Source organism: Streptococcus sp. 2_1_36FAA, from assembly GCF_000161955.2.
GTDB classification, from domain to species: Bacteria; Bacillota; Bacilli; order Lactobacillales; family Streptococcaceae; genus Streptococcus; species Streptococcus gordonii.
The window spans coordinates 428,420-447,177 of sequence record NZ_KI391974.1 but is presented as its reverse complement, the minus strand read 5'-3'; the positions used below and the strand labels follow the sequence as shown (position 1 = coordinate 447,177).

The window sequence follows — 18,758 nt, the reverse complement described above, 5'->3', positions numbered from 1 at the left end:
AATTCTCCTTAACATGTTCAATGTAGTTTATTATAACATATTTTACTTTTAGTTAGTGAAAATTTAAGTAAAGTCCTAAAATGAGCAGAACTTGCTTAAAGTGAAAAGAAAAAATCAAGTAAAATACTTGATTTTAATTATTGTTTCCCAAATAATTTGGCATGAGTTTCCTCTCGGTTCTTTAAAGTAGAAATCTGGTTTAAGTCTAAAGGATGAGAGAAACCATTTAAAGTTCCTTGGGAAGTATATTGGTGCAAATCATAATCAATGTCAGTCTTAGGAGCAGCATTATAATAACCATTATCGGTTCCATAAGTTGGAATCCAAAGAGCTGTGAATTTCTCAGTATTTATGCTGTGTTCTTCCATGAAGTAAGTGCCTACATAAATCCCAATATTTTTCACGCCTAAAGACTCTAATTTAGCACGGAAGGCTTCGACACCTCCATTCATATCAGACATGGTTTTTTCTTCAACATCTAGCCAGTAGTAGGTCGGCTTGTATTTTGATGCGGCCTTGTAAAAACTTTCTGCCTCGTTTTCCATTTCTTTAGTCGAAGAAGCAGATACATAAGCATAGACTGCTACAGGGATGTTGCGTTTTTGAAATTCCTTGATATGGGTTTTGTATGCTTTATCCAGCCCGTTAGCATAAGTAGCAGCATTCTCTTTTTTAGTATAGGAACCGCTCTGGATACGCACAATGACTCCTGAAACATTTTTAGCCAATTGATCATAATCAATCTCGCTCGGAAGCTGCCAACCAGACAAATCGATGATTGGTTTAGTAAGATCTATTTTTTCCGAAGAGCTTGAAGAAGATGATTGGACAGTTTTTGTTTGTTCTCGTTGACCTTTCGCATTCGATAGTTGCCTACTAACCAATATTGTTAGAATAAAGCAGACAAAGAAAGCGAGTACAACAATTGGTTTTATCTTCTTTCTCATACTTTTTTTATTTTAACCTAAAATAAATAAAAAAGCAAAAAAAATCATTTATAATAGAACTTCTGAACACCTACTGTTCAAGTTTTAGCTTATTAGAAATTTATTCATTTTAAAAGTTCTTGAATATCTTTTTCAATATTTTGAGGAGATGTTTGAGGAGAGTAGCGTTTCATCACATGGCCTTCTTTATCTAAAAGAAATTTGGTGAAGTTCCACTTAATATCTTTAGATAGAAATCCCCCCTTTGCCTCTTTAAGCCATGTATATAGTGGGTCAGCTTTTTTCCATTTACGTTAATCTTTTGAAAACGGGGAAAGCTGGTCTGATAGTTTAGGTTACAGAAATTGTTGATTTCTTCTGCACTTCCTGGAGCTTGATTTTTAAACTGATTGCAGGGAAAATCTAATATTTCAAATCCTTCACCATGATAGCGAAGATATAATTCCTGCAGTCCTTTATACTGTGGAGTAAATCCGCAGCCAGTTGCTGTATTTACAATGAGTAAGACTTTCCCATTAAAACTGTCCAGTGAAAGCTGGCTGCCATCTTGTTTTTCGACAGAAAATTGGTAAACATTCATAGTTTTAGACCTCCAATCAGTTGTTTTCTTACATTTTATCATAAGATTTTGCTACATTGCGAAAAGGATATGGCTTTTTTTTCGTTTTGAAAAATGATATAATGTACAATGAAATTTTAGAAAATTTAGGTGAAGTATGAAGATTGACAAACGACACCTATTAAACTACTCTATCTTAATTCCCTATTTGATTTTATCAGTTTTAGGCTTGATTATTGTCTATTCAACAACCAGTGCGACCTTGGTTCAGTCAGGTGCTAATTCTTTTAAATCAGTTATAAGCCAAGGCATATTTTGGATTCTGAGTTTAATAGCAATTGTTTTTATATATAAGGTAAAGATCGATATTTTTAAGAAACAAGAGGTTTTGTTCGGTTTCATTTTAGTGGAAGTGATCCTGTTACTCTTATCGCGTTTTATAACTCGTGCAGTAAACGGAGCACATGGTTGGCTTTTTATTGGCGGGGTTAGTATTCAGCCTGCCGAGTATCTGAAAATTCTGCTGGTCTGGTTCTTAGCACTGAGGTTTTCAAGAAAGCAGGAAGAGATTGAAATATATGATTATCAAGCTTTAACTTTTAACCGGTGGTTACCCAGAACGTTAAGTGATTGGCGTACTATCACAGGAATTTTGATAGGTATCGTTGTTATCATGCCGGACTTGGGGAATGCTACTATTTTAGCTTTGACTGTCCTAATAATGGTTTCTGTAAGTGGTATTGGACATCGATGGTTCTCAGCCATGCTAGGAATACTGGTAGGAACTTCGACCTTGATCCTATCCAGTATTTGGCTGCTTGGTGTAGAAAAAGTCTCCAAGGTTCCTTTGTTTGGATATGTTGCCAAGAGGTTTAGTGCCTTCTTTAATCCCTTTACAGATGTGTCAGGAGCAGGGCATCAACTTGCGAATTCATATTATGCGATTGTAAACGGAGGCTGGTTTGGATTAGGACTTGGAAATTCAATTGAAAAACGAGGCTATTTACCCGAAGCGCAGACAGATTTTGTTTTTTCAATTGTTATCGAGGAATTGGGCTTTATTGGTGCTAGCTTAATTTTAGCCCTACTGTTTTTCCTAATCTTGCGAATCATTCTGGTAGGTATTCGAGCTAGAGACCCTTTTAATTCAATGGTGGCTTTGGGAATTGGAGGCATGATGCTGACCCAAACCTTTATAAACATTGGAGGGATCTCAGGATTGATTCCTTCAACAGGGGTGACTTTTCCATTCCTATCACAAGGTGGGAATAGTCTCTTAGTTCTGTCAGTTGGAATTGCCTTTGTACTCAATATTGATGCCAACGAAAAACGAAACAATATCAATCGTGTTTTAGAAGAAACTTTGTGAGACCGGCTGGTTGTTAGCTAGTCTTTGTCCTTAAATAGAAAGGTTCAGACCATGTCATTTAATAAGTTAGAAAGCTTTAGTAATAAAGATGTTATTCGAGAAGAAGTTTCCATTTTGACGGACTTACTTACTGATGTTACGCGTAAAATTCTTAGTCCTGAGACATTCGAAAAGATTGAAATGATGCAGGACTTAGCTGTTCACTCCAAATACCAGGAACTAAAGGAAATCGTAGAAGAACTAACAACAGAAGAAATGGTCTATATTTCTCGTTATTTTTCTATTCTGCCACTCTTGATTAATATTTCTGAAGACGTTGATCTAGCTTATGAAATCAACCATCAGAACAATATCGACCAAGATTATCTTGGAAAGCTGTCAACAACTATTGACTTGATTTCAACGCGGGAGAATGCAAAAGAAATTCTAGAGAATTTAAATGTTGTTCCGGTACTGACAGCTCACCCAACTCAAGTTCAAAGAAAGACAATGCTGGATCTGACAAATCATATTCACACCCTTTTGCGTCAGCATCGAGATGTTAAGGCTGGTCTGGTTAATGAGAAGAAGTGGCTAGGCAACCTTCGTCGTTATATCGAGCTCATGATGCAGACAGATATGATTCGGGATAAGAAGCTAAAAGTAACCAATGAAATTACCAATGTTATGGAATACTACAACAGCTCTTTCCTACAAGCCATTACCAATTTTATGGTCGAATACAAACGCTTGGCAGAAGAGCGGGGTATCAAGTTGGATAATCCTAAACCTATTACCATGGGAATGTGGATTGGTGGTGACCGGGATGGGAATCCTTTTGTAACGGCAGAAACTTTGAAATTATCAGCCACTCTCCAGAGTGAAGTCATTCTCAACTATTACATTGACAAGGTTTATACACTTTATCGTACTTTTTCTCTGTCAACAAATCTCTCAGAAACTAGTCAGGCAGTAGCAGAAATGGCTGCTTTGTCAACTGATAAATCTGTTTATCGTGAAAATGAGCCTTACCGCCGTGCCTTCCACTATATTCAGTCCAAGCTGATTCAGACCTTGCTGTACCTGAAAGAAGGAAACTTTTCTAATGAAGGTCAGCGCTTGACTGATCAAGCTGAGAAAACATTATCTGCCAAGACAACTCCTTCTGTGAGTAATAAGGGACGGGAAATTATTCCAAACTATATTCAGTCTCGTATCAGTGAAACCTTAACTGAGTTGAAGAAGGAGGAAACACCTTCTTACAAAACTGCAAAAGAATTCAAAGAAGACTTACAGGTCATTTATGATTCTCTTATCGAACATCATGGTGAGGCTTTAGTGACAGGAGACCTGACTGAACTTTTACAAGCAGTAGATGTTTTTGGCTTCTTCTTAGCCAGCATTGATATGCGACAAGATTCCAGTGTTCATGAGGCTTGTGTGGCTGAACTCTTGGCATCAGCAAACATTGTAAAAGATTACAGCAGCTTATCTGAAGAAGAAAAATGTCAGGTACTACTTAAGCAATTGCTTGAGGATCCTCGCATTTTATCAGCTACTCATGAGCCTAAGTCCGAACTTTTGCAAAAAGAATTAGAAATTTTCAAGACTGCTCGACAGCTGAAAGATGCACTTGGGGAAGAAGTCATCAAGCAGAACATCATTTCTCACTCGACCAGTGTATCAGACCTGCTGGAGTTGGCTATTATGCTGAAAGAAGTAGGACTGATTGATGAAAATGGGACTCGAGTACAGATTGTTCCTCTTTTTGAAACCATTGAAGATTTGGACAATTCATGCGATACAATGGAGAAGTACCTATCTTTACCTATTGTTCAGAAGTGGATTGCCTCTAAGAATAATTACCAAGAAATCATGTTGGGTTACTCAGACAGTAATAAAGATGGTGGTTACCTATCTTCTTGCTGGACTCTCTATAAGGCTCAGCAACAGCTGACTGCTATCGGTGATAAATTTGGTGTTAAAATTACCTTCTTCCATGGTCGGGGAGGTACGGTGGGACGCGGTGGCGGACCAACCTATGAAGCGATCACCTCTCAACCCCTACGAAGTATCAACGACCGTATCCGCCTTACTGAACAAGGGGAAGTTATTGGAAACAAATATGGTAATAAAGATGCAGCCTACTATAACTTGGAAATGCTCGTTTCTGCAGCAATCAATCGAATGGTAACACATAAGAAAAGTGATGCCCATACATCCAATAAATATGAGCGGATCATGGATCAGGTTGTCGAGCGAAGCTATCAGATTTATCGTGATTTAGTCTTTGGAGACGAGCGCTTTTATGATTATTTCTTTGAATCTAGTCCAATCAAAGCGATTTCTAGCTTCAATATTGGCTCTCGTCCTGCAGCTCGTAAAACGATTACTGAAATCGGTGGTCTTCGAGCGATCCCATGGGTCTTCTCCTGGTCTCAAAGTCGAGTGATGTTCCCTGGTTGGTACGGTGTTGGCTCAAGTTTCAAGGAATTTATCGATCAAGATCCAGAAAATAACCTTGCCTTTCTACAACTTATGTACAAGAGATGGCCATTCTTCAAATCTCTATTATCAAATGTAGACATGGTCCTTTCTAAGTCCAATATGAACATTGCTTTTGAATATGCTCAGTTATGCGAAGATCAGAATGTTCGGGATATTTTCAATATTATCTTGGATGAGTGGCAACTAACTAAGAATGTTATTCTTGAGATTGAAGGACACGATGAACTCTTGGCTGAAAATACTTATCTAAGAGACAGCTTGGACTATCGTATGCCTTACTTTAATGTTTTGAACTATATTCAACTAGAGCTGATTAAACGTCAACGCAATGGTCAGCTCACGCCTGATCAAGAGAAGCTGATTCACATCACTATTAATGGTATTGCGACTGGTTTGCGAAACTCAGGTTAATACGAAGAAAAATCGGAAATATTTCCGATTTTTTTTAATCGATTAAATCATTTTTGTAGTTTTCTTAGATCTTTCAAGGAAGTAAGAAGAGAAGCAGATGATGAGTTTTAGAATATACGCTAGCAGTTAACTTGTCTGATATAAGTTGAGCTTTCTATTAGAAAAGGTTAATTCACAAAAAATGTGTAAAAGGCTTGCAATTTCACTAGAATTTGATAAAATAGTAAGGAAAGTTAGACTGTATTGCCTACTGTCTATCTATAAAATATATTTTATTGGAGGCTTTTACTCAAATGGCAAAAGAAAAATACGATCGTAGTAAACCACACGTTAACATTGGTACTATCGGACACGTTGACCACGGTAAAACTACTTTGACAGCAGCTATCACAACTGTATTGGCACGTCGCTTGCCTTCAGCAGTTAACCAACCAAAAGACTATGCGTCTATCGATGCTGCTCCAGAAGAACGCGAACGCGGTATCACTATCAACACTGCGCACGTTGAGTACGAAACTGAAAAACGTCACTACGCTCACATCGACGCTCCAGGACACGCGGACTACGTTAAAAACATGATCACTGGTGCCGCTCAAATGGACGGAGCTATCCTTGTAGTAGCTTCAACTGATGGTCCTATGCCACAAACTCGTGAGCACATCCTTCTTTCTCGCCAAGTTGGTGTTAAACACTTGATCGTGTTCATGAACAAAGTTGACTTGGTTGACGATGAAGAATTGCTTGAATTGGTTGAAATGGAAATCCGTGATCTCTTGTCAGAATACGACTTCCCAGGTGACGATCTTCCAGTTATCCAAGGTTCAGCTCTTAAAGCTCTTGAAGGTGACTCTAAATACGAAGATATCATCATGGAATTGATGAACACTGTTGATGAATACATTCCAGAACCAGAACGCGACACTGACAAACCATTGCTTCTTCCAGTCGAAGACGTATTCTCAATCACTGGACGTGGTACAGTTGCTTCAGGACGTATCGACCGTGGTATCGTTAAAGTTAACGACGAAATCGAAATCGTTGGTATCAAAGAAGAAATCCAAAAAGCAGTTGTTACTGGTGTTGAAATGTTCCGTAAACAGCTTGACGAAGGTCTTGCAGGGGACAACGTAGGTGTGCTTCTCCGTGGTATCCAACGTGATGAAATCGAACGTGGACAAGTTATTGCTAAACCAGGTTCAATCAACCCACACACTAAATTCAAAGGTGAAGTTTATATCCTTACTAAAGAAGAAGGTGGACGTCACACTCCATTCTTCAACAACTACCGTCCACAGTTCTACTTCCGTACAACTGACGTTACAGGTTCAATCGAACTTCCAGCAGGTACTGAAATGGTAATGCCTGGTGATAACGTAACTATCGAAGTTGAATTGATCCACCCAATCGCCGTTGAACAAGGTACTACTTTCTCTATCCGTGAAGGTGGACGTACTGTTGGTTCAGGTATGGTTACAGAAATCGAAGCTTAATTCAATTAAGTTACCAGATTAACAATTTAAGTCAGACACTAAACCCGCTTATGCGGGTTTTTTTATATTCTTTTGAAAGAAGGATTTGTTTACTAATATTCCTAACACCAATGTATTTAGCTTCATAATGGACATATAGCAAGGTCTTTTATAAAATAGAGAGCAGTATTTTAGCCGTTTCAATTTGATAAAAACTTAGCAAGCGCCTTTATTTATTGAGCCAACTGTGATACAATGGAACATGAAAATAAAATGAAAAAAGAGGTATGTGAAATGTCACGTAAACCATTTATCGCTGGTAACTGGAAAATGAACAAAAATCCAGAAGAAGCAAAAGCATTCGTTGAAGCCGTTGCATCAAAACTTCCTTCATCAGACCTTGTTGAAGCAGGTATCGCAGCTCCTGCAGTTGATTTGACAGCTGTTCTTGCTGCTGCTAAAGGTTCAAACCTTAAAGTTGCTGCTCAAAACTGCTACTTTGAAAATTCAGGTGCTTTCACTGGTGAAACTAGCCCACAAGTTTTGAAAGAAATCGGTACAGACTACGTTGTTATCGGTCACTCAGAACGTCGTGACTACTTCCATGAAACTGACGAAGATATTAACAAAAAAGCAAAAGCAATCTTTGCAAACGGTATGCTTCCAATCATTTGTTGCGGTGAGTCACTTGAAACTTACGAAGCTGGTAAAGCTGCTGAATTCGTAGGTGCTCAAGTATCTGCTGCATTGGCTGGATTGACAGCTGAACAAGTTGCTGCATCAGTTATCGCTTACGAGCCAATCTGGGCTATCGGTACTGGTAAATCAGCTTCACAAGATGACGCACAAAAAATGTGTAAAGTTGTTCGTGACGTTGTAGCTGCAGACTTCGGTCAAGAAGTTGCGGACAAAGTTCGTGTTCAATACGGTGGTTCAGTTAAACCTGAGAACGTTGCTTCATACATGGCTTGCCCAGACGTTGACGGTGCCCTTGTTGGTGGTGCGTCACTTGAAGCTGAAAGCTTCTTGGCATTGCTTGATTTTGTAAAATAATGATTAGACATAAGCTTGTTGCTGTAAGGCAACAAGCTTTTTTCTGTCAGAACTTGCTTCAAGAACGAGGCGAGAGGGAATAAGTAAAGATCATTTCCCATTATTTAGTATTTTTGGTATAATAGGTCTATGATTCAAATAGTTTTTACGCTTAGCAGTCATCTACTATTTATTTTTTTGTCTCATCAGTTATTATCTAGCCTTGTTAACTGGGAGAGGCTCTTGAAAGTAAATGCTGATAATGCTTTAAAAATTCGCTTACTCATTCTATTCTTGAGTATTGCGCTTGGTTATCTGGTTAGTCTCTTTTTCCTAAGTATTTATCAAGTGAGTTTTGATATTTTGAATGGAAACGTAAAATAAGAGAGAAACTAGAAACAATGAATGAGTAAGGGAGTATATATGGATAAAATTATTATTCAAGGTGGAAATAATCGCTTAGTTGGAACAGTACAAATCGAGGGTGCAAAGAATGCGGTCTTGCCTCTTTTGGCTGCAACCGTCTTGGCAAGTAAAGGAAAAACGATTTTAACAAATGTACCTGTTCTATCAGACGTCTTTACCATGAACAATGTTGTTCGCGGTTTAAATACTACTGTAGACTTCAATCAGGATGAGCATGAGATTGTGGTCGATGCTAGTCAAGATATTACAGAAGAAGCGCCCTATAAGTATGTCAGCAAGATGAGGGCATCTATTGTTGTCCTAGGGCCTATCTTGGCGCGTAATGGACATGCTAAAGTATCAATGCCTGGTGGCTGTACGATTGGGAGTCGTCCAATTGATTTACATCTGAAAGGCCTTGAAGCAATGGGGGCTGAGATTACTCAGACAGCCGGTTATATTGAAGCAAAAGCAGATAAGTTGCACGGAGCACATATTTATATGGATTTCCCGAGTGTAGGCGCGACTCAGAATATTATGATGGCTGCTACACTGGCTGAAGGAACAACTGTTATTGAAAATGCTGCTAGGGAACCAGAGATTGTTGATCTAGCTGTCTTGCTCAATAAAATGGGGGCAAAGATCCGTGGTGCAGGAACTGAGACTTTAACTATTCTTGGAGTCAAAGAATTAACGGGAACCAAACATAGCGTTGTTCAGGATCGAATTGAAGCGGGAACATTTATGGTTGCTGCTGCTATGACAGGTGGTGATGTTCTGATTCAGGATGCGATTTGGGAACACAATCGTCCTTTGCTAGCTAAGCTACAGGAAATGGGTGTATCAGTAACTGAAGAAGAAGAGGGAATCCGGATTCAATCAGATCTATCTCGCTTAAAAGCCGTTAGTGTTAAAACCCTGCCTCACCCAGGTTTTCCAACGGATATGCAGGCTCAGTTTACTGCCTTGATGACGGTAGTTCGTGGCGAATCAACTATGATTGAGACAGTCTTTGAAAATCGCTTCCAACATTTAGAAGAGATGCGTCGTATGGGCTTGCACTCTGAAATTATGCGGGATACAGCAAGAATTGTTGGAGGGCAGAAGCTTCAAGGAGCAGAGGTCATGTCTACTGACTTAAGGGCTAGTGCGGCCTTAATTTTGACTGGCCTTATCGCTAGTGGGGAAACCAAGGTTAGCAAATTAGAGCATTTAGATCGTGGTTACTATCTTTTCCATGAGAAATTGGCTGCTCTAGGAGCCAACATCAAGCGTGTGAAGGAAGATGACGATGAATGATGAGTTGAAATATGTAGCGAAACAAGTTGGGATTGTTCTCTTAGTGATTTTATTGGGACTCCTTGTCTTTGCTATTGGTTTAGTTATTGGTTATGGTGTGATTGGTGGTGGCGATAATCCTTGGTCCATCTTATCACCTGATAAATGGCAGAGCATTATTAATAAATTCACAGGTAAATAAGGAGTATAGGGCAGTTTGTCCGCTCCTATTTTTATGAGGAAAAAATGAAGAAGAAACAAGAAGAGAAACTCTTTCAAAGCATAGTAGGACTGATTCTGGCGCTTGTTCTGATAGCTGGTGCTAATTATTTCTCAAACCATCAGAATCAGGATAAGATAAAGTCTAATCCACAGGTTCAAAGAACAGGAAGAAGGGATATCTCAACTCCCGAGCAAGCACTATCTCAGAGTGTATTGACTGATTCTGTTCGTAAGCAATTAAAAGGTAGCATAGAATGGAATCAGGCAGGTGCTTTTATTATTAATGGCAACAAGACAGACCTGAATGCTGATATTGCCAGTCAGCCTTATGCACAAAATCAAACGAAGTCAGTTCAGGGACAGTTAGTACCAATAATTGGGAATGCACTGCTTTCTAAACAGACTAGACAATACAAAAATCGAGAAGAAACAGGAAACGGGACGACAAGTTGGGTTCCTGCCGGCTGGCATCAAGTGAGAAATCTTAGTGGAGATTTTAATCATGCTGTTGACCGAGGGCATTTATTAGCTTATTCTTTAGTCGGAGGCTTAAAGAACTTCGATGCTTCTACAAGTAACCCAGAGAATATCGCTGTCCAAACAGCTTGGGCAAATCAGGCAAACAGTCCTTCATCTACTGGGCAAAATTTTTATGAAAGCTTGATTCGGAAGGCTTTGGATAAAAAGAAGCGAGTTCGTTATCGGGTAACCTTGATTTATGCTAATCCTGATGACTTGATAGCAGTAGGCTCTCATTTGGAAGCAAAGTCCAGCGACGGGAGCCTCGAGTTTAATGTCTTCGTTCCGAATATTCAAACCGGGATTCGTATCAACTATAGAACTGGAGAAGTAACAGTAGAGTAGTTATACTTTAAGACAGAAAAAGCACCAATTTTACCCTACCCTAGTCTTTAGATTATTTCTATCTAAATCTTAGGGGGAAGTAAATCTGGTGCTTTTTATCATCTTTCTAAAATTAGAAGAGAGGAAGAAATGTATAAGCTATCTACTTTGATATGAATTAAAAGTGTTTCTCAATATAGTTCCTTGATTAGATTAAAGTTTTCAAGAAAGATAGTTAACTAGTTGTTTCTATATTCCAGTTTTGAACTAACCATTTTATAAAGGAATCATATCTTGATTGAAGAGCATCATGATGTCCATAAGAATCAAAGACAGAGTAAGTGTCAGTTATCTGATTTTGAATGACACTGTGGACCAGTTTGGCATAGAACGGTGCTTTAGCCAAGCGATTAGAATGATGAGCACCTTCTGTCTTTCCATTCTGCAAATAAACCAGACAGTCCTTGTTTTTCAAGTCCTGTGTCTGGCAATAGTCGGTAAAATCTGGATACCAAAAGGAACCGCAGATAGAAAAGACACAGGGAACTTCGCAGACACTATAGAGACTATAAACAGCCGCTAGTCCACCGAGAGAGTAGCCACCATAGGCAATTCTCTTATCATCCAGTAGGTAGTGCTGTCTGATTTCTTTTAATATACCGCTGAAGAGCTTTTGATGGTAACTATCTGCTTTGCCACCAAAATCAGGATTGCCAGGCTTTAGAGCATTGGCTTTCCAGGGTGTAAAATCGTCCAGCCTGTTGTTTGATATCAGTCCAATCAAGATTACCGATGGAGAAAGCTTGCTCAGGTAGTTTATCTGGCCATCATTTAGCAAGATTGCTGGATAAGGTCGTGATCCGTCATAATCTTGGGGCAGAGTAATATTGACAGTGATACCCTCCCAGACAAAGGTCTTATTTATTGACAAAGTCATTGATTTTCTCAAGAGAGTCGATTACAGCAGGACCATAATCCATGAATTCATCATAGGAGATGGTCATGATTTTCTGATTCTTGACCGCTGGGACATCTTCCAGAACTGGATTGGCTTTCATTAGATCAACTGCTTGCTCATCCATGGACTTGTTGCGGTCGCTGGTTACGTAGATGATGACTTCTGGATCCATAGAGACCAGATTTTCCAAGGTTAGGTCAGAGGTTCCAGTCGCTACATTGGTATAGCCGAGCTGGTTAAGCAGGCTCTCCTGCAGGGCAGATTTATAGGCACCGAAAGTCTCATCGTTGTAGGCACACATGATGAGCGCTTTTTTCTTTTCGCCTTGGCTAGCCTTATTAGCTTTCTTGACACTATCAATTCTTGCCTGCAGCTGGTCAGCATACTGATTGGCCTTGTCTTGGACATTAAAGATGGTTCCTATATTTTTAACATCTTCAACGATATTGCCTAGGTCTTGCTTGATATTAGATAGGGAAGCCTTCTGTGTATAGACGGGGATTTTGTTTTCATTCCAGGCACTGATTGTCCCCAGAGACTTCTCAGAAAACATCATGTTTCGACCAAGAAGAGCGTCTGGCTCATAGGATAGCACAGTTTCCTGTGATACGGTTTTCTTGTCGCCGACCTGCGGAATGGTGGCAATATCAGCCTTGTATTTATCTGTGACATCATTGTCTGGATTGAGCATACCAGCAATCTTGTCTTTCAAGCCTAGTTCAATCAAGATTTCGGTCGTTGAAAGGTTATTGGTGATGACCTTTTCCGGTGCCTTTTCAAAGACCTGATCAATCTCTTTTCCTTCGGCATCGTAGGTTTTGATTGTCACTGGATATTTTGTCTCTGCTGTGTTCTTTTTCGCGCTTTGTGTTTTTGAGGAAGATTGCGAAATTGAGCTTTCTTTCGTACTTTCCTTAGATGAGGAATTGCAGGCTGCCATTGTCAGTGCAGCAGTTGCAACGAGTAAGATACTGAGTGTTTTTTTCATATACATTTCCTTTCATGTGTTGTGAATATAGCTAGATTAGGCTAAGGTTTTCAAAAAGTGGCTACCCAAAAGTTTCCATTAATTATAAGAAAGTCACATTGGAAACAATTTTTTCTTCAACTATTCATCTCTGAAAATAGTTTCTTAGAGATACTGAATCATTGCTTGTTGATCGCTGGTCCAAGCGATCTTGCTTTGAACACCAAAAATGACTTGCAGTGATTCTTGACAGATTACTTCTTCAGGGATGCCTTGGTATAGGATTTCACCTCCTTTCATAAGATACAAATAATCTGAGTAGCGACAAGCTAATTGAATATCGTGTAGAACAGCCAATACGTTGATATCTAAGTCTTTAACAATACTTAGAATATCCAGCTGATATCTAATATCCAGATGATTAGTTGGTTCATCTAACAGGAGCAGACTTGGTTGCTGGGCTAGAGCTCTAGCCAACAAGACTCTTTGCTTTTCTCCTCCAGATAGGGAGGAGTAGGAGCGTTTGGCTTTGTCAGCCATGTCTACTTTAAGTAAAGATTGGTGAACCAGGTCATAATCGTCTTCTTGTTCCCTCTGTAAAAAAGATAGGTGGGGGATTCGCCCCAGTAACACGATTTCCTCAACAGTGGTGTCAAATTGCAACTGGTTAAATTGACTGAGAACTGCCATACCTTTAGCGGTTGCTTTTAAACTCAAATTTTTTAATGGACTTCCGTTTAAAAAAATCTTACCAGTGTCTGGTTTAATTTGACGATATATAGTCTTCAATAGGGTTGTTTTACCGCAGCCGTTGGGTCCAAGAATAGTGTGGAATTTTCTCCCTTCGACTTTTAGAGAAATGCCATTTAAAATTTTTTTCTGGCCAATTGAATAGTGAATATCTTCGCAAATTAGATCCATCTCAATTAAGCACCTCCTTTCGACTTTTAGCAACCATATAGATAAAAAAGGGAGCTCCTACTAAAGCGGTAAAAATACCAATCGGAAGTTCAGAGTTTTTTATTAAAATCCGGGAAAAAACATCGGCCCAAAGAACAAAGAGGGCTCCAAGAAGGCTGGCTATGGGTAAGATTTCTTTATAATTGCTTCCTATTAGGGCTCTGGCTAAATGAGGAGTGATCAATCCTACAAAACCAATAATTCCACAAGACGCTACTAGCATAGCAGTGATAATAGCTACAATAGTTATGTAAATATACCAATAAAAGCGTAAGGGCACACCCAATGTTAAAGCAATTTCTTCCCCCATCGTCATGGCGTTAAAAATTCGATATTGAGACCAAAAGAACAAAAGGGAAAGACTAACAATGAAAGCAGGAAAAGTTAGATTCGACCAAGATGCCCCTGCTAGAGAACCCATAGTCCAAAATTTGATAGTCAAGGCGCTATCAGCATTGGCGCCAAGAGAAATGATAAAATTAGCAAAGGCGATAAAGAGGGCGTTAACTACTGTACCGGAAAGAATCAGACTGGATGTTGTCGACTTTCCTTGCATGGTGGCAATTAGTAAAACAGCAGCAGTTGCTAAAAGTGCTCCCGTAAAAGCAGCAACTCCAGTGAACGCTTTAAGACCTAAAATAATACTGAGCGTAGCTCCAAAAGTAGCTCCTGAAGAAATCCCCAGAATGTAAGGTTCGGCAATGGGGTTGTTGACAGTGGACTGCATCACACACCCGCAGATAGAAAGTCCAGATCCTGCTATAATGGCAAGGAGTACTCTTGGGACTCGAATATTCCAAACGATAGCGATACTTGATTTGGATAGATCTCCGGTATCTGAGACCCAGCCTAACTTACTAAATACAATCCGGTAGGTATCTAACAAATTGATTTTAACAGCCCCTAAAGAAACTGATAAAAACAATGAAAAAAGCAAAAATATGATGAGAAATAGTAAGAGAATAAGATAGCTAAGGTAGCCTCTCCTTCTGACTTTCTTGAAGGGCATAGATATCTCCTTAAAACAAAAATATCTTAGAATATTCTGATAATTTAATGGAATTATATCATTTTAAAAAAAGAAGGGCAAGAGAAGACCTGATTTGAAAAGTTAATCATTTATACATATAATAATTTCACCAAATGGTTGTCGACTGTTTTTTAGGATTCTTATTTTTTAGAAAAAAAGCCCAAACAATAGAGTTCAGACTTGTAATTAAGAGCAAGATGATCTAAGAAAGTGTAAAAAATTTCAGTCCAATAACGATTAGAAGCAAAGAAAGGAGTAATCTTTCGTATGGAAACCAAATCAAGCGATGGGAGTCTCGAGTTTAATACTTTCATACCGAATATTCAAACCGGGATTCGTATTAACTATAGAACTGGAGAAGTAACAGTTGACTAAGTAGATTTCAAATTAGAAAAAAAAGCACCGCAATGGGTGCTTTTGGCTATTCTAATCAAAGTAGAGCAAGTCCTTTCTAGTCTCAGTGAAGAGTTCAAATCCGTTTTTAGTGACATACCCACAATCTTCGATGCGGACACCGACCTTGCCAGGAATATAAATACCTGGTTCAACAGAGAAGCACATACCTTCTTCAATAACCATCTCGTTACCTTCCATGATAGACGGAAATTCATGAACATCCATACCGATACCATGACCAAGACGGTGGTTGAAATACTCACCATAACCAGCTTTTTCGATAACTTGTCGAGCAGCTCGGTCTACTTCATGGGCTGTTACACCTGGTTTGATAAAGTCAAGTGCAGCTTGCTGGGCTTCTAGAGTTAGATGGTAGATATCTTTTTTGAACTGGTCAGGTTGGCCAACAGCAACAGTCCGCGTCATATCACTAGCATAGCCATTAACCATACAGCCTAAGTCAAAGAGTAGGAGGGCATTGTTTTCAATTTTGTTTGCTCCTGGGATACCATGAGGGTTGGCCGCATTATTTCCAGTTAGGACCATGGTTTCAAAGCTCATTTCATATCCTTCTTGCTTGATGGCAAAGTCAATTTGAGCAATGATATCAGTTTCAGTTTTATTCAAAGAAATATTGTCAAAACCAATGTTAACAGCCTTATCGGCATATTGGCCTGCTACAAGCATTTTTTGGATTTCATCAGCAGACTTAATGAGTCGCATCCGTTGAATAAATGGTGTAAGGTTTGTAAAGTCAGCCTGCTCAAAAACAGTTTTCAAACCGTGGTATTTAGTTAAAATTAAGTTGTCAAATTCAACAGCCACAGCCTTAACTGCTTCAACTGGTAAGGTGGCCTTAATCTTTTGCCAAGGGTTTTCAGAATCTACATAACCTACTACAGGAAAAGAAACGGTGCTAGAAGCACGCTCTACTTCTAAAGCGGGAACAAAAAGTAGAGGTTCTTGATCTGTGAAGACAAAGAGAAACATTTGACGTTCATGAGGGTCACTATAAAATCCGGTTAAGTAATGAATTGTGACTGGATCTGAAATGATTGCAGCGTCTTTTTTCTCATTTTCAAGAAAATTACGAATTTGATTCAATTTTGTCATAATGAAACCTTCTTTCTATGCCTCTATTTTGGCAAAAAATGGCTAAAAAAGCAAGAGTTTTCAAATAAACTCATCAAAATGCTTGAAAGTGTTTCCAAGAAGTGATAAAATGTTCTTGGTAGGAATATGAAAACGTTATTTTCAACTTTAAGAAAGGAAGCAATATGAACACAGACGATACAGTAACCATTTATGATGTCGCCCGTGAAGCAGGGGTTTCTATGGCGACAGTTAGTCGTGTAGTTAATGGAAACAAGAATGTAAAAGAAAACACTCGGAAAAAAGTTTTGGAAGTAATTGATCGTCTTGATTATCGTCCAAATGCAGTAGCTCGTGGTTTGGCTAGCAAGAAGACTACGACAGTTGGAGTTGTGATTCCAAGTATTACAAATAGTTATTTCTCAACACTCGCCAAGGGAATTGATGATATTGCTGAGATGTATAAATACAATATCGTCCTAGCAAATAGTGACGAGGATGATGATAAGGAAGTTTCAGTTGTAAATACTCTCTTTTCTAAGCAAGTAGATGGTATTATCTTTATGGGTTACCACCTTACTGAAAAGATTCGTTCAGAATTTTCACGCTCACGCACGCCAGTTGTCTTGGCTGGAACTATTGATGTGGAGCACCAATTGCCAAGTGTTAATATAGATTATAAACAGGCTACAATTGATGCTATCACATTCCTTGCTAAGCGCAATAAAAAAATTGCTTTTGTATGCGGACCTTTAGTTGATGATATCAATGGAAAAGTACGCTTATCCGGTTATAAAACGGCTCTTAAGAGTAAAAAGCTGTCATACAGCGAAGGTCTTGTTTTTGAGTCTAAGTATAGCTATGATGATGGCTATAATTTAGCTGAACGAGTAATTGCTTCTAAAGCAACGGCTGCTTTTGTTACAGGTGATGAGCTGGCAGCTGGTCTTTTAAACGGACTAGCTGATCGTGGAGTAAAAATTCCAGAGGATTTTGAAATTATTACTAGCGATGATTCACAGATATCTCGCTATACACGTCCAAATTTGTCGACTATCAGCCAGCCTTTATATGATTTAGGTGCTATTAGTATGCGTATGCTGACTAAAATTATGCACAAGGAAGAGTTGGAAGAACGCGAAGTTGTTCTATCTCATGGTATTTACGAACGGGACTCAACTAGAAAATAAAAGTTAAAGTCACCATTTGGTGGCTTTTTTTGTATGCAGTTTGAGGCTACTTATTGGCAAGAAAAGCAATAGGATTGAGAGATCCATACCTGCTTTTGCCATTTAAAGTTTAATTTTTTTCTGCTTTCAGGTATAATAGTATTTATGAAAGTTTTATTGTATTTAGAAGGAAAATCAGTTCTAGAAAAATCTGGTATTGGTCGAGCTTTGCAACACCAAATGCATGCCTTGGACTTGGCTGGTATTCCGTATACGACAGATATTTTAGGTGATTATGATGTAGTCCATATTAATACTTATGGACCAAGAAGTTTGCTCCTCTTACATGCCGCCAAGAGACATGGGAAGAAGGTTATTATGCATGGCCATTCTACCAAGGAGGATTTTCAGAATTCTTTTATTGGGTCAAATTTCTTTGCACCTTTATTTGGTAAATATCTGGCTCATATGTATCAAAAGGCTGACTTTGTTATTACACCGTCAGAGTATTCTAAAAAGCTTATTGCAGGCTACGGGGTAACGACACCGATTATTGCTGTGTCAAATGGTATAGATCTTGGGAAATACCAAGCGGATCCTAAAAAGGAAAAGGTTTTTAGAGAACATTTTCAAGTTAAGGAAGGCCAAAAGGTTGTTGTCTGTGCAGGTCTCTATTTTAAGCGAAAAGGAATAGAAGACTTTGTTGAAGTGGCTAGAAGGATGCCAGATGTTCGTTTTATCTGGCTAGGCTCAATCAATAAGTGGCTGATCCCAGCTTCGATTCGTAGATTAGTAGAAAAAGATCATCCTTCTAATGTGGAGTTCCCTGGCTATTTTAAGGGAGCTGTTTTTCAAGGAGCTATGTCAGGAAGTGATGCCTTCTTTTTCCCATCATACGAAGAGACAGAAGGTATTGTGGTCTTGGAAGCCCTAGCTAGCAAGCAACATGTCATTCTTCGAGATATTCCCGTGTATGAGGGATGGATTAGCGAAGAATCTGCTGAGCTTTGTCATAATGTTGATGAATTTGTTGAGTCACTTCGAAAGGTTCTAGACGGTCAAGTTGATAAACGTGAAGCTGGTTATCGAGTGGCTCAAAGTCGTTCAATTGATGATGTAGCCTATCAGCTAGTAGAAGCCTATCGAAAAGTATTGGAGATGTAA

General features: G+C 38.9%; 16 protein-coding genes and 2 pseudogenes. 11 read left to right on the top strand and 7 right to left on the bottom strand.

Going from position 1 to position 18,758, the window contains the following annotated elements:
- Positions 1 to 137: 137 nt before the first annotated feature.
- Together HMPREF0847_RS04585 and HMPREF0847_RS04580 are read right to left on the bottom strand one after the other, a co-directional pair.
- Positions 138 to 947, bottom strand: coding sequence for a glycoside hydrolase family 25 protein (locus tag HMPREF0847_RS04585; RefSeq protein ID WP_008809026.1), 810 nt, complete (start codon positions 945 to 947; stop codon positions 138 to 140).
- Positions 948 to 1,051: 104 nt separating this feature from the next.
- Positions 1,052 to 1,527, bottom strand: a pseudogene (locus HMPREF0847_RS04580) (glutathione peroxidase).
- Positions 1,528 to 1,663: 136 nt separating this feature from the next.
- Here HMPREF0847_RS04580 and ftsW point away from each other — a divergent pair.
- The 8 genes from ftsW to HMPREF0847_RS04540 all read left to right on the top strand — a co-directional run bounded on the left by ftsW (position 1,664) and on the right by HMPREF0847_RS04540 (position 11,043).
- Positions 1,664 to 2,875, top strand: a complete 1,212-nt coding sequence (gene ftsW / locus HMPREF0847_RS04575) for a cell division peptidoglycan polymerase FtsW (protein ID WP_008809024.1) — start codon at positions 1,664 to 1,666, stop codon at positions 2,873 to 2,875.
- A 51-nt stretch (positions 2,876 to 2,926) separates the two neighbouring features.
- Positions 2,927 to 5,773 carry a phosphoenolpyruvate carboxylase gene (gene ppc / locus HMPREF0847_RS04570; protein ID WP_008809023.1) on the top strand — a complete coding sequence of 949 codons (2,847 nt, stop codon included), beginning with the start codon at positions 2,927 to 2,929 and terminating at the stop codon, positions 5,771 to 5,773.
- 293 nt (positions 5,774 to 6,066) lie between these two features.
- Positions 6,067 to 7,263 carry an elongation factor Tu gene (gene tuf, locus HMPREF0847_RS04565; protein ID WP_020992675.1) on the top strand — a complete coding sequence of 399 codons (1,197 nt, stop codon included), beginning with the start codon at positions 6,067 to 6,069 and terminating at the stop codon, positions 7,261 to 7,263.
- A 273-nt stretch (positions 7,264 to 7,536) separates the two neighbouring features.
- The gene (gene tpiA, locus HMPREF0847_RS04560) at positions 7,537 to 8,295 is read left to right on the top strand and encodes a triose-phosphate isomerase (RefSeq protein WP_020992674.1); all 759 of its coding nucleotides are present in this window, start codon (positions 7,537 to 7,539) and stop codon (positions 8,293 to 8,295) included.
- Between the two features lie 129 nt (positions 8,296 to 8,424).
- Complete coding sequence (locus tag HMPREF0847_RS04555; RefSeq protein ID WP_037622338.1) at positions 8,425 to 8,658, top strand: DUF1146 family protein; 234 nt, start codon at positions 8,425 to 8,427, stop codon at positions 8,656 to 8,658.
- A 39-nt stretch (positions 8,659 to 8,697) separates the two neighbouring features.
- Positions 8,698 to 9,978 (top strand): UDP-N-acetylglucosamine 1-carboxyvinyltransferase, encoded by a 1,281-nt coding sequence (gene murA / locus HMPREF0847_RS04550; protein ID WP_012000226.1) that lies wholly within the window; start codon positions 8,698 to 8,700, stop codon positions 9,976 to 9,978.
- Complete coding sequence (locus tag HMPREF0847_RS04545) at positions 9,971 to 10,159, top strand: DNA-directed RNA polymerase subunit beta (RefSeq protein ID WP_020992673.1); 189 nt, start codon at positions 9,971 to 9,973, stop codon at positions 10,157 to 10,159. Before murA ends, HMPREF0847_RS04545 begins: the two co-directional genes overlap by 8 nt.
- Positions 10,160 to 10,203: 44 nt before the next feature.
- Entirely contained in the window at positions 10,204 to 11,043 is an 840-nt protein-coding gene (locus HMPREF0847_RS04540; RefSeq protein WP_008809017.1) for a DNA/RNA non-specific endonuclease, read from the top strand.
- 214 nt (positions 11,044 to 11,257) lie between these two features.
- Here HMPREF0847_RS04540 and HMPREF0847_RS04535 read toward each other — a convergent pair whose 3' ends face one another.
- The 4 genes from HMPREF0847_RS04535 to HMPREF0847_RS04520 form a co-directional block, all read right to left on the bottom strand.
- Entirely contained in the window at positions 11,258 to 11,959 is a 702-nt protein-coding gene (locus HMPREF0847_RS04535) for an alpha/beta hydrolase-fold protein (protein WP_008809016.1), read from the bottom strand.
- Complete coding sequence (locus HMPREF0847_RS04530) at positions 11,940 to 12,968, bottom strand: ABC transporter substrate-binding protein (RefSeq protein ID WP_008809015.1); 1,029 nt, start codon at positions 12,966 to 12,968, stop codon at positions 11,940 to 11,942. The genes HMPREF0847_RS04535 and HMPREF0847_RS04530 overlap by 20 nt, the downstream gene beginning before the upstream one ends.
- Positions 12,969 to 13,112: 144 nt before the next feature.
- The gene (locus HMPREF0847_RS04525; RefSeq protein WP_008809014.1) at positions 13,113 to 13,868 is read right to left on the bottom strand and encodes an ABC transporter ATP-binding protein; all 756 of its coding nucleotides are present in this window, start codon (positions 13,866 to 13,868) and stop codon (positions 13,113 to 13,115) included.
- A gap of 1 nt (position 13,869) precedes the next feature.
- Entirely contained in the window at positions 13,870 to 14,916 is a 1,047-nt protein-coding gene (locus HMPREF0847_RS04520) for a FecCD family ABC transporter permease (protein ID WP_008809013.1), read from the bottom strand.
- A gap of 288 nt (positions 14,917 to 15,204) precedes the next feature.
- Between HMPREF0847_RS04520 and HMPREF0847_RS11430 the strand changes: the two are divergent.
- Positions 15,205 to 15,312: pseudogene (locus HMPREF0847_RS11430) on the top strand (DNA-entry nuclease); the annotation flags it as partial.
- 51 nt (positions 15,313 to 15,363) lie between these two features.
- On the opposite strand, the gene HMPREF0847_RS04515 reads toward HMPREF0847_RS11430, so the two are convergent.
- Entirely contained in the window at positions 15,364 to 16,446 is a 1,083-nt protein-coding gene (locus HMPREF0847_RS04515) for a M24 family metallopeptidase (protein ID WP_008809012.1), read from the bottom strand.
- 164 nt (positions 16,447 to 16,610) lie between these two features.
- Between HMPREF0847_RS04515 and ccpA the strand changes: the two genes are divergently transcribed.
- Positions 16,611 to 17,615 carry a catabolite control protein A gene (gene ccpA / locus HMPREF0847_RS04510; protein WP_008809011.1) on the top strand — a complete coding sequence of 335 codons (1,005 nt, stop codon included), beginning with the start codon at positions 16,611 to 16,613 and terminating at the stop codon, positions 17,613 to 17,615.
- Between the two features lie 144 nt (positions 17,616 to 17,759).
- A complete protein-coding gene (locus HMPREF0847_RS04505) occupies positions 17,760 to 18,758 on the top strand; it encodes a glycosyltransferase family 4 protein (protein WP_008809010.1) in 999 nt (332 codons plus the stop codon).